The sequence below is a fragment of the Brenneria uluponensis genome (assembly GCF_032395385.1).
Classification (GTDB): Bacteria; Pseudomonadota; Gammaproteobacteria; order Enterobacterales; family Enterobacteriaceae; genus Prodigiosinella; species Prodigiosinella aquatilis.
Window position 1 is genome coordinate 3442876 of record NZ_CP135917.1, and the last position, 12315, is coordinate 3455190.

The 12315-nt window shown below is 48.1% G+C and carries 9 protein-coding genes; all 9 read right to left on the reverse strand.

Annotated features, from left to right (window positions below; genetic code table 11):
• Positions 1-12: 12 nt before the first annotated feature.
• Positions 13-1581 (reverse strand): cytochrome ubiquinol oxidase subunit I, encoded by a 1569-nt coding sequence (gene cydA / locus RS889_RS16085; protein ID WP_315708001.1) that lies wholly within the window; start codon positions 1579-1581, stop codon positions 13-15.
• A gap of 830 nt (positions 1582-2411) precedes the next feature.
• Positions 2412-3284: a succinate--CoA ligase subunit alpha gene (gene sucD / locus RS889_RS16090; protein ID WP_315708002.1), complete on the reverse strand. Its 873-nt coding sequence runs from the start codon at positions 3282-3284 to the stop codon at positions 2412-2414.
• Positions 3284-4450, reverse strand: a complete 1167-nt coding sequence (sucC, locus tag RS889_RS16095) for an ADP-forming succinate--CoA ligase subunit beta (RefSeq protein WP_290182213.1) — start codon at positions 4448-4450, stop codon at positions 3284-3286. Before sucC ends, sucD begins: the two co-directional genes overlap by 1 nt.
• A gap of 131 nt (positions 4451-4581) precedes the next feature.
• Entirely contained in the window at positions 4582-5811 is a 1230-nt protein-coding gene (gene odhB / locus RS889_RS16100) for a 2-oxoglutarate dehydrogenase complex dihydrolipoyllysine-residue succinyltransferase (protein WP_315708003.1), read from the reverse strand.
• Positions 5812-5827: 16 nt separating this feature from the next.
• Positions 5828-8635 (reverse strand): 2-oxoglutarate dehydrogenase E1 component, encoded by a 2808-nt coding sequence (sucA, locus tag RS889_RS16105; RefSeq protein ID WP_315708004.1) that lies wholly within the window; start codon positions 8633-8635, stop codon positions 5828-5830.
• A gap of 247 nt (positions 8636-8882) precedes the next feature.
• On the reverse strand, positions 8883-9599 hold the full coding sequence (locus RS889_RS16110; RefSeq protein ID WP_315708005.1) for a succinate dehydrogenase iron-sulfur subunit: 717 nt from the start codon (positions 9597-9599) through the stop codon (positions 8883-8885).
• Between the two features lie 16 nt (positions 9600-9615).
• Positions 9616-11382, reverse strand: coding sequence for a succinate dehydrogenase flavoprotein subunit (gene sdhA, locus RS889_RS16115; protein WP_315708006.1), 1767 nt, complete (start codon positions 11380-11382; stop codon positions 9616-9618).
• A complete protein-coding gene (sdhD, locus tag RS889_RS16120) occupies positions 11382-11729 on the reverse strand; it encodes a succinate dehydrogenase membrane anchor subunit (protein ID WP_315708007.1) in 348 nt (115 codons plus the stop codon). The genes sdhA and sdhD overlap by 1 nt, the downstream gene beginning before the upstream one ends.
• The gene (gene sdhC / locus RS889_RS16125; RefSeq protein WP_315708008.1) at positions 11723-12112 is read right to left on the reverse strand and encodes a succinate dehydrogenase cytochrome b556 subunit; all 390 of its coding nucleotides are present in this window, start codon (positions 12110-12112) and stop codon (positions 11723-11725) included. Before sdhC ends, sdhD begins: the two co-directional genes overlap by 7 nt.
• Positions 12113-12315 lie beyond the last annotated feature (203 nt).

The window sequence follows — 12315 nt, forward strand, 5'->3', positions numbered from 1 at the left end:
AGCGGACTCCTGTTACCGTGCGTCCTGCGCAGCTGCAATCGGCTGTTCAAAGTGGTAGGCACCCGTTTTCAGGCTACTGGGACCGAGACGCGCATACTTGAACATCAGATAGGTTTCTGCGACAAGGAATAACGTATACAGACCACAAATCAGCCCCATAGAAAACAGGATATCTCCGGCAGTCAACGACGAGTTGGCAACAGCGGTTGGTAATATTTCACCAATTGCCCAAGGTTGACGACCATACTCGGCGACAAACCACCCTGATTCGACAGCAATCCACGGCAGTGGGATGCCATACAATGCCGCACGATGCAGCCACTTTTTATGACCAATTTTGTTTCTCAACACTGACCAGAAGGAGAGGCCGATGATCAGCAACATCAAACCACCGCAGGCCACCATAATGCGGAAGGCGAAATACAACGGAGCAACACGCGGAATAGAATCTTTTGTTGCCTGCTTGATTTGATTCTCAGTTGCATCGGATACATTGGGCGTATAGCGTTTCAGCAGCAGGCCATAACCCAGATCTTTCTTGGCTTTATTAAAGGCCTCACGTACTGAGGGATCAGTATTACCCGCACGTAACTGCTCCAGCAATTGATAGGCTTTCATTCCATTGCGGATACGGACTTCATGTTGCGCCATAAGCTCTTTCAGACCGGTAACCGTTTTATCGGTAGAACGGGTAGCGATCAAGCCAAGCACATAAGGGATCTGAATAGAGTACTTATTCTCCATCGAATCCTGATTTGGCAGGCCAAACAGCGTAAAAGCAGCAGGTGCCGGCTGGGTTTCCCACTCGGCTTCAATGGCAGCCAGTTTGGTTTTTTGTACGTCACCCATTTCATAACCGGATTCATCACCCAGCACAATAACGGACAACACAGCAGCCATACCGAAACTGGCTGCAATTGCAAATGAGCGTTTGGCAAAAGCGACATCACGGCCTTTCAGCAAATAGAACGAACTGATACCAAGAACAAACATCGCACCAGTACAATAACCTGCGGCCACAGTATGAACAAACTTCACCTGAGCTACCGGGTTCAGTATCAGCTCACTAAAACTCATCATTTCCATACGCATGGTTTCGAAATTGAAATCAGAGGCGATGGGGTTCTGCATCCAGCCATTCGCAACCAGAATCCATAGTGCAGAGAGATTGGATCCCAGAGCGACCAGCCAGGTAACCGTCATGTGCTGAACTTTGCCCAGACGATCCCAACCGAAGAAGAACAACCCGATAAACGTGGATTCCAGAAAGAATGCCATCAGGCCTTCAATCGCCAGAGGTGCACCGAAGATATCCCCGACATAATGCGAGAAATAAGACCAGTTAGTACCAAACTGGAATTCCATGGTTAGTCCAGTGGCAACACCGAGTGCAAAGTTAATTGCAAACAGTTTGCCCCAAAACTTCGTCATATCTTTATAGATTTGTTTACCAGACAGGACATATACCGTTTCCATAATCGCCAATATAAACGTCATACCTAACGTTAATGGAACGAACAGGAAATGATACATCGCTGTTAAGGCAAACTGTAAACGCGACAGTTCGACTATATCTAACATCTTGACTCCTTGCTCCTCGCAGGAAGGTTTTAGCTTTCAGTATAGACAAGCTGCTAAACACCCGGCAGTAATACCCTAAAAAGCACAAAAAATGCTTCAGCGCAGGCTGATACCCATGATCTTTCAAGTTACAGTAATGTTAGCGTCGTTCACTCACCCGAATCACTTATTTAAGTAAGCTCATCAGACCTCATTCACTTGCCACCTTCCTGCATCATGAAATCTATCAAGTATATACACATTGCAAATAAGTATAGTAAATCCAACAAGTAGACTCAAAAGAGAACATTGGTATTACAAATATCATACCCAAATAGAGTAACCGTATATTACGCCTCTAATTATCTACAATAAATAAGTTTTTACGTGATGTAGATTGGGTTTTTGATTCTATATCAACCCTTCTCACATATACACCCCAGAATGCAATTGATCTGGCGCAATTTAGCATTATTAGAGAAATAACACTGGGTAGATTTTGTTGATCTGAAACAATTATTCACGCTTATGTTAACTATCGATGTTATTTAATTTTTTATTGGCCGCATTGTTAATTTTATGTAATTCTTAAGTTTCAAATTATCGCTAACGATAATATATTTTTTACTTAAATTAAAAAAAATGTGTGTTGATCCCAATTATCAAAAATTATAATTAATAATCAGCATTGTTATAATATTGTTGCGGATTTGATATATTTTAATTTCGCAAAAGTTATTTATATGCATATTAATAATGACAATACAAAAAAGGCCACGCGAAGGTGGCCAAACATGTCGAACTTTAAAAATATTACACACTAGCGTAGGAATATGTCCTGTAGTGTGGCTCTAGCGTGTCAGCACAGACTTTACTGCGTCGCCAATATCAGCCAGACTACGAACCGTTTTAACACCGGCAGCTTCCAGTGCTGCGAATTTATCATCTGCAGTTCCTTTACCACCGGCAATAATTGCCCCGGCATGACCCATTCGTTTACCTTTTGGCGCGGTCACCCCGGCTATGTAGCCGACGACTGGTTTTGTAATATGCTCTTTAATATAAGCAGCGGCCTCTTCCTCGGCAGTACCACCAATCTCACCGATCATCACAATAGCCTTGGTTTGGGGATCCTGCTCAAACAGCTTCAGGATATCAATAAAGTTTGAGCCGGGGATCGGATCACCACCAATACCAACACAGCTCGACTGCCCCAGACCAATATCCGTCGTTTGTTTCACGGCTTCATAAGTCAATGTACCTGAGCGGGAGACGATGCCCACTTTACCTGGCAGGTGAATATGGCCCGGCATAATACCGATTTTACACTCACCTGGCGTAATGACGCCCGGACAGTTAGGTCCAATCATACGAACACCGCTTTGCTCCAGCTTGACCTTTACGCTCAGCATGTCGAGGGTCGGGATCCCCTCGGTGATACAGATAATCAACTGAATGCCAGCATCAATAGCTTCCAGGATAGAATCTTTACAGAATGGAGCCGGTACATAAATAACTGATGCAGTGGCACCAGTGGCCTCTACCGCTTCGCGCACAGTATTAAACACCGGCAGTCCGAGGTGCTCGGTACCACCTTTACCCGGCGTTACACCGCCGACCATTTGTGTACCATAAGCAATCGCCTGTTCAGAGTGGAAGGTACCCTGGCTACCAGTCAAACCCTGGCAGATAACTTTGGTGTTTTTATCGATCAGAATGGACATTATTTACCCTCCACTGCAGCAACCACTTGCTGAGCCGCATCCGTCAGACTGGTCGCAGCAATGATATTCAAACCGCTGTCCGCCAATTTCTTCGCTCCCAGCTCTGCATTGTTACCTTCGAGACGCACAACGACAGGCACGTTTACACCCACTTCTGCTACCGCCCCGATAATACCGTCAGCAATCAAATCACAACGCACGATGCCACCGAAAATATTCACCAGCACCGCTTTTACCTTGTCATCCGATAAAATAATTTTAAAAGCTTCTGTTACACGTTCTTTCGTCGCACCACCGCCCACGTCCAGGAAATTAGCTGGCGCGCCACCATGCAATTTGACAATATCCATGGTGCCCATTGCCAAACCGGCGCCATTCACCATACAACCGATGTTGCCATCCAGAGCCACATAATTAAGCTCCCACTGGGCAGCATGCTCCTCACGCGGATCTTCCTGACTGGCATCATGCATCTCACGTAATTCCGGCTGACGGAACAAGGCATTGCCATCAACGCCCAGTTTGCCATCCAGACACACCAGATCACCCTGTTGGGTGATGACTAATGGATTGATTTCCACCAATGCCAGATCACGTTCCAGGAACATGGTTGCCAGCCCCATAAAAATCTTGGTGAACTGAGCAACCTGCTTACCGCTGAGACCCAGCTTGAACGCTAACTCACGTCCTTGATAAGGTTGAGGACCAGTCAGCGGATCCAAGGCAGCTTTATGAATCAGATGCGGCGTTTCTTCAGCCACTTTCTCAATCTCAACGCCACCTTCAGTGGAAGCCATGAAGACAACACGACGACTGGCACGGTCAATCACTGCACCCAGATAGAGCTCTTTATCAATGTCGGTAGCACTTTCCACCAGAATTTGGCTTACTGGCTGGCCATTGGCATCAGTCTGGTAAGTCACCAGACGCTTACCCAGCCAATTTTCCGCAAAGGCGCGGATGTCTTCTTTACTTTTTACGACCTTGACGCCGCCAGCCTTGCCTCGACCACCGGCATGAACCTGACACTTGACCACCCAGGGACCAGCACCAATTTTTGATGCAGCTTCTTCTGCCTCACGCGGCGTGGTGCAGGCATAACCGGTGGGTGCGGGTAAACCATACCGAGCAAAGAGTTGTTTTGCCTGATACTCGTGTAAATTCATGATGTTCTATCCATTTAAGTTTGAAGATAAGTCCTGGGACTTTCTTGTATTTTGGATAAAGCCGTTATGAAAACGGCCTGCATAGCACTCTCGACAGGCGGCATAAAATTGATTATGCCGCCCAAACAGCTTTATACGTCCAACAACAGACGAGCAGGATCTTCCAGCATCTCTTTTATGGTAACCAGGAAGCCAACAGACTCGCGTCCATCAACCAAACGGTGATCATAAGAAAGCGCCAGATACATCATCGGCAGGATCACTACCTGGCCGTTAATCGCCATCGGACGATCCTTAATGGCATGCATACCCAGAATAGCGCTCTGCGGCGGGTTAATAATCGGGGTAGACATCAGTGAACCGAACACACCACCGTTAGTAATGGTAAAGTTGCCACCGGTCAACTCTTCAACCGTCAGTTTGCCGTCACGACCTTTTACCGCCAACTCTTTGATTCTTTTCTCGATATCCGCCATACCCAAGGCATCAACATCTTTCAGAACCGGAGTCACCAGGCCACGCGGCGTTGAAACCGCAATACTGATGTCAAAGTAGTTGTGATAAACCACATTTTCGCCATCAATAGACGCATTCACTTCCGGGTAGCGTTTCAGCGCTTCGACAACGGCCTTGATGTAAAAAGACATAAAGCCAAGACGAACACCATGACGTTTTTCAAACGCTTCACCGTATTGGCGACGCATGTCCATAATCGGCTGCATGTTGACCTCATTAAACGTCGTCAGCATGGCAGTACTGTTCTTCGCTTCCAGCAGGCGTTCAGCAACACGCTTGCGCAGACGAGTCATCGGGACTCGTTTTTCACTGCGGCCACCTAGCACCGGTGTCTCTACGACATCCGTCACTGGCGTCGGTGTCACTGTCTTCTTACTTTCCTTACTTTGGGCGGCGAGGTGTTTTTCCACATCTTCACGCGTGATGCGACCACCAACTCCACTGCCTTTAATGGCTGTAGCATCCAGCTCATGTTCAGCAATCAGACGACGAATCGCCGGGCTAAGCACATCATTATTTTCTTCTTCCAACGCCGCGGTGTAACGCTGGGCAGGTGTAGACTCTTTGCTCTGTGGTTTTTCACTGCTCTCTTTACCCGTACTGTCACCCGGACGAAGACGCCCCAAGACCTGACGGGAAGTTACCGTTGCGCCTTCATTTTCCAGAATAACATCGAGAATGCCCGCCTCAGCAGCCGGAACCTCTAAAACCACTTTATCCGTTTCGATCTCAACCAACACTTCATCGCGCTGAACGCTATCACCCGGGTTTTTATGCCAAGTGGCTACGGCAGCATCTACGACCGATTCAGGCAGGTCAGGAACGAGAATATCTACGCTACTCATTATTTATCCTTCTAATTTAATCAACGTTCAGCGCGTCATTAACCAGATCTTGCTGCTGTTTCTGGTGTACGGACATATAGCCGACGGCGGGTGAAGCAGAAGCCGGACGCCCGGCATACCGTAGAGATGCCCCGAAAGGAATCACCTCACGTAAATGATGTTGGCTGCAATACCAGGCTCCCTGGTTAAGCGGTTCCTCCTGACACCAGACAAAATCATGCACATGAGCAAAAGCTTCCAGTGCCGCTTGTACATACTGATGCGGGAACGGATAAAGCTGCTCAATGCGAACAATCGCCACATCTTTCTGCTCATTTTTACGACGCTGTTCCAATAAATCATAGTAAACCTTACCGGAACAGAGGACGACGCGCTTCACTGCCTTTGGCTCCAACGCGTCAATTTCAGCAATTGCAGGCTGAAAATGCCCATTAGCCAGCTCATCCAGTGAAGACGTAGCCAGTGGATGACGCAGCAGTGATTTCGGTGACATTACCACCAGCGGTCGACGCATGCCACGCAGTGCCTGACGGCGCAGCATGTGGTAAACCTGAGCTGGTGTTGATGGAATACAGACCTGCATATTCTGTTCAGCACATAATTGCAGATAACGTTCCAGACGTGCGGAGGAGTGTTCAGGCCCCTGCCCTTCATAACCATGCGGCAATAACATCACCAGACCACACATCCGCCCCCATTTTTGCTCACCAGAACTGATGAACTGGTCAATCACCACCTGAGCGCCATTGGCAAAGTCACCAAACTGGGCTTCCCAGATAGTCAACGTACGGGGCTCTGCTGTTGCATAACCATATTCAAAGGCCAGAACGGCTTCTTCAGACAGTACCGAATCCCATACTTTGAATTCGCCCTGGGAATTATGAACATGCGCCAGTGGAGTATACGTCGAGCCATTTTTCTGGTTATGCACGACGGCATGACGATGGAAAAACGTGCCACGCCCGGTATCTTCGCCAGACAAGCGTATCGGAATACCTTCATCAACCAATGTAGCGTAAGCCAGTGTCTCGGCACCACCCCAGTCAAAAAGTTTCCGACCCTCAGCCATTTCCGCGCGATCCTTATAAACCTTAATGACACGCGGCTGCATCTCTATGGCTTCAGGAATTTCACTAATCCGTCTGGCGAGTTCCTGTAATCGTTTCATCTCAACTTTATGAGGATACTCTTCATCCCATTCATGGTTGAGATACGGTGACCAAGTGAAAGAGTGCATATCCATCGGCTGCCACTCTTCAACAACGCATTCACCCTCATCCAGCGCATCACGATAGAGATTAACCAACTCGGTGGCATCTTCCAACGTAGCAATCTTCTGCTGTTCCAGGCGATCGGCGTAAATCTTGCGCGGTGTCGGATGTTTTTTGATCTTCTGATACATCATCGGTTGGGTAGCACTGGGTTCATCCGCTTCATTGTGACCATGACGGCGATAACAGACCAGATCGATGAATACATCACGCTTGAAGGTGTTACGGAAATCCAGCGCTAAACAGGTGACAAAGGCCACAGCTTCTGGATCATCAGCGTTCACGTGAAAAATAGGTGACTGCACCATCTTGCCGATATCGGTACAGTATTCGGTAGAACGAGCATCAAGCGGATTAGATGTGGTAAAACCGATCTGATTGTTGATCACGATACGGATCGTACCACCGACTTCATAACCGCGAGCTTTGGACATGTTCAGGGTTTCCTGAACCACACCCTGACCGGCCATTGCCGCATCACCATGAATAGTGACTGGCAAAACCAACGAACTACTTGGCTGATCGAGACGGTCAATACGGGCGCGAACCGACCCTATCACCACCGGACTGACAATTTCCAGATGGGAAGGATTGAATGCCAGCGCCAAATGCACTTTACCGCCTTCAGTGTCAACGTCAGAAGAAAAACCCTGATGGTATTTGACATCACCGGTGCCAAGATGTTCTTTATGTTTGCCAGAGAACTCATCGAACAGTTCCTGTGGCTGTTTACCCAGCACATTAATCAGTACATTCAGACGGCCACGATGCGCCATCCCCAACACAACTTCTCGCGTACCGTTTTTACCGGCATGGCGAATCATCTCTTTCAACATCGGGATCAGGGCATCCCCACCTTCCAGCGAGAAACGCTTGGCTCCCGGAAATTTGGCGCCCAGATAACGTTCCAATCCTTCAGCAGCAGTCAGCTCTTTGAGGAAACGCTTTCTTTCTTCAACGCTGAAATTTGGTTGACCGACAACCGACTCAATACGTTGCTGAATCCAACGTTTTTCTTCCGTATTGGTGATATGCATGTACTCTGCACCAATCGAACCGCAATAGGTCTGTTTCAGCGCAGAGTACAGATCACCCAGTTTCATGGTTTCCTTGCCAATCGCAAACGAACCCACATTAAAGGTTTCGTTCAGGTCATCTTCCGTCAGATGATGATAGGCAAGATCCAGGTCAGGAACGATCTCCCGTTTCCACAAGCCAAGTGGATCAAGATCAGCAAGCTGATGACCGCGGAAACGGAAAGCATTGATAAGTTGCAATACCTTAACCTGCTTGGCATCACTGTCTGGATCGTTTACCGAAGAAGTATAGCGTGTTGTATCTTTCGCCAGGCGGCGAAAGTATTCCCGGGTTTTAGAGTGAAGTTGGTCCGGTTTGACCCCAGTAGTAGGCAATTGTTGAAAAATCGAACGCCAGCTGAGATCGATAGAATCCGGATCAGTTAAAAAATCTTCATAGAGCTGCTCTATGTAGGACTGGTTCGCGCCCGCCAGATAGGAGGAATCCAGCCAGGCCTTCATTGCGCCGTTCTGCATTATGATCCCTTAAGCTAATAAGCTTCAGTTTTCGCCGTGGTTAACATGTTTATTGTGCCGTATAAAAAACAGGTTGCCGTAAAAACGGTTCACTTATCGCGCCTGCTTATTGCAGGCTGAGGATATCCTTAACCTCTAAGGAACCTTTAAAAATCGGTTCGGCGCATAAGCCGGTTTTTAAAGATTTCCTGCCGCCCCTCTGCAAAAAACACAGAGGAGCGAACATGCTACTCGCTACGATTTACTGTCAGGCACTGCGTTGCAGCAACATTGACTTGATATGACCGATAGCTCGTGTCGGATTCAGTCCTTTCGGGCATACGCTGACACAATTCATAATACTGTGGCAACGAAAGACACTGAAAGCATCGTCCAAATCATCCAAACGTGCTTGAGTTTCCGTATCGCGACTATCAATCAGGAAACGATATGCCGCCAGTAATCCGGCCGGACCGATAAATTTGTCCGGATTCCACCAGAATGATGGACATGACGTAGAACAACAAGCACACATAATGCATTCATATAATCCATCCAGTTTTGCCCGTTGTTCTGGGGATTGCAGATGCTCACGTGCCGGTGGATTTCGCCCATTATTCAACAAGTAAGGTTTGATTTTCTCATATTGGGCATAGAATTGCCCCATATCTACTACCAAATCACGTACCACTGGCAAACCAGGAAGAGGACGAATCACTATCTTGTTGTTACCGCGCTGCAAGGAAGAAATCGGCGTAATACAAGCCAGCCCATTTTTTCCGTTCATATTTACTCCGTCTGAACCACAGACACCTTCACGGCAGGAACGACGGAATGCCAACGTGGGATCCTGTTCTTTCAACTGAATCAGCGCATCCAGTAGCATCATGTCACGCCCAGCGTCAACATCCAGGCGGTAATCCTGCATATGCGGCGCATCATCAACATCTGGGTTATAACGATAAATGGAAAATTCGAGTTTCATCGCTTAATCTCCGCAATTAATAAGTACGCACTTTCGGCGGAAAAGCCGGGCGCAATTTAGGTTGCATGTTCACCTTACGGCGCGTCATGCTTTCGGTTTGCGGTTGATAGAGCGTATGACACAACCACTTATCATCATCACGATCAGGATAGTCGAAACGACTATGCGCACCACGGCTCTCAGTGCGGAAATTCGCCGAAACAGCGGTGGCATAAGCGGTTTCCATCAGGTTATCCAACTCCAGACATTCAATGCGCTGTGTATTGAAATCGCTGGAAGTATCATCCAGACGAGCATTCTTCAGACGCTCACGAATCACCTTAAGCTCTTCCAAACCTTTTGCCATGGCATCACCTTCACGAAATACCGAGAAGTTGTGTTGCATACAAGCCTGCAGTGCTTTACGAATTTCCACCGGATCTTCACCGGAACGGGTACTGTTCCAGCGATTAAGGCGATCAAGAGAAGCCTCGATATCAGAATTGCTGGCATCACGGGTTGTACCCTGTTCTTCCAGTGATTCCTGCAGATGCATACCGGCTGAGCGTCCAAACACGATCAGGTCCAGCAGTGAATTACCGCCCAGACGATTAGCCCCATGTACAGATACGCAGGCAATTTCACCAACAGCGAACAAACCGGGGATAACCACATCCTCACCTTGTTTATTCACGGCCAGTACCTGGCCGGTCACCTTGGTCGGGATCCCCCCCATCATATAGTGACAGGTTGGAATAACCGGAATAGGCTCTTTAACTGGATCAACATGGGCGAAAGTACGGGAAAGCTCCAGGATACCTGGCAGACGGGATTCCAAAACATCTTTACCGAGATGGTCTAGTTTCAATTTGGCATGAGGACCCCATGGGCCATCACAACCACGACCTTCACGGATTTCGATCATGATTGAACGGGCAACAACATCACGACCCGCCAGATCTTTGGCATTCGGCGCGTAACGTTCCATGAAGCGTTCGCCGTGCTTATTGAGCAAATAGCCACCTTCACCACGACAACCTTCAGTAACCAGCACACCAGCACCGGCAATACCTGTTGGATGGAACTGCCACATTTCCATATCCTGAACCGGCACACCGGCACGCAATGCCATACCAACACCGTCACCGGTATTAATGTGGGCGTTCGTCGTGGATTGATAAATGCGTCCGGCACCGCCGGTTGCCAGCACGGTGGCACGAGCCTTGAAATATACGACTTCACCGGTTTCGATACAAATGGCGGTACATCCCATCACCGCACCATCCTGATTTTTCACCAGATCCAGTGCATACCATTCAGAAAATATCGTCGTGTGATTCTTCAGGTTCTGCTGATAAAGGGTATGCAACAAAGCATGACCGGTTCGGTCCGCCGCCGCCGCAGTACGCGCCGCCTGCTCACCACCAAAATTTCTGGACTGACCACCAAACGGTCGTTGATAAATACTGCCATCATCCAGACGGGAAAAAGGCAACCCCATGTGCTCCAGTTCCAGAACCGCTTCCGGACCAGTTTTACACATGTATTCAATAGCATCCTGGTCACCGATATAATCGGAGCCTTTCACCGTGTCATACATATGCCATTCCCAGTTATCTTCATGGGTATTACCAAGCGCAACGGTAATCCCCCCTTGGGCGGAAACGGTGTGGGAACGGGTCGGGAACACTTTGGATAGCAGGGCGCAGGAAAGGCCCATCTGGGAAATTTGCAATGCAGCGCGCATACCTGCGCCGCCCGCACCGATAACAACAGCATCAAACTCTCTGACTGGCAGATTCATTACGCACCCCACACTACAACAGTTCCATAAATGACATACACCATCAGCACAACCACGATCGCTAACTGCAAAGTTAGTCGGACGGCCAGCGGTTTAATGTAGTCGGTCAATACCTGCCACATTCCAATCCAGGCATGAACCAGAATCGAGAACAGTGTTAACAGGGTGAAAACTTTAGTGAGATGCATGGCGAAAAAACCATGCCAGACTTCATAAGTTATGTCATTAGCGCTGACAATGAAGCCAACGATATAAAGCACATACAGCACGATGACAATGGCAGAAGCGCGAAGTAATAACCAATCGTGTATGCCATTACGTCCCAATGCAGAGGCATTACTTACCATACGAGGACTCCAGCCAAAAATGAAAGCACGACAGTAATAATGAAGGAAAGATTTGCAGAGCGAGTTCCTGAGACGAGATCTTCTTCGATATATCCAAAATCCATCAGCAGATGACGCAGACCACCAACAATATGGTAAGCCAATGCAGTCAAGATGCCCCAGAGGATAAATTTCACGATGAAGCTGTCCATGATGGCAGCAGCCTGCATGAAACCTTCCGGAGAAGAGAGGGAAATGCCCAGCAACCACAGTAAAATACCGACGGCGACAAAAGTAATAACGCCGGAGGCACGGTGAAGAATTGATGCGATCGCAGTAATAGGAAATCGGATCGTTTGCAGATCCAGGTTGACAGGTCGTTGTTTTTTCACAGATTCGCCCACACAGCTTTTATTATTTTCTTCCTCCGGACCTGTTGTGGGGGGTCAGACAGCATAAAAGGTGGAATCAGTTTCATATTCCTTTGCTCACGCCGCTCTTACATATCAATGTCGAATGTTCAAACCGCGCAGACCTATCATACTGGGTGCTCCTACTGCAGGGTATTCCGGAGACCTGGCGGCAGTATAGGCACTTCACATTCTCA